1 protein-coding gene is annotated in these 253 nt (G+C 65.2%); it reads left to right on the forward strand.

Annotated features, from left to right (window positions below):
- Window positions 1-220, forward strand: a 220-nt coding sequence (locus IO33_RS0142395) for an integrase core domain-containing protein (RefSeq protein ID WP_031174380.1), incomplete at its 5' end; no start/stop codon positions are given.
- Between the last annotated feature and the right edge of the window lie 33 nt (window positions 221-253).

Below are 253 nucleotides of genomic sequence, written 5' to 3' on the forward strand. Positions count from 1 at the left end.
GGCTGCAGGCGACAACGCGGCCATGGAGTCCTTCTTCAGCCTGCTGCAGAAGAACGTCCTCGACCGTCGGACCTGGGCCACCCGTGCAGAACTGCGGATCGCGATCGTGACCTGGATCGAACGGACCTACCACCGACGCCGCCGACAAGCCTCGCTCGGCCGACTGACTCCCGTCGAATACGAAACCGTCATGACCACACCGGCCCTCCAGGCCGCGTGACCGAACCTGTCACCCAAACCCGCAGCAGACCCT

Source organism: Streptomyces durhamensis, from assembly GCF_000725475.1.
Classification (GTDB): Bacteria; Actinomycetota; Actinomycetes; order Streptomycetales; family Streptomycetaceae; genus Streptomyces; species Streptomyces filipinensis.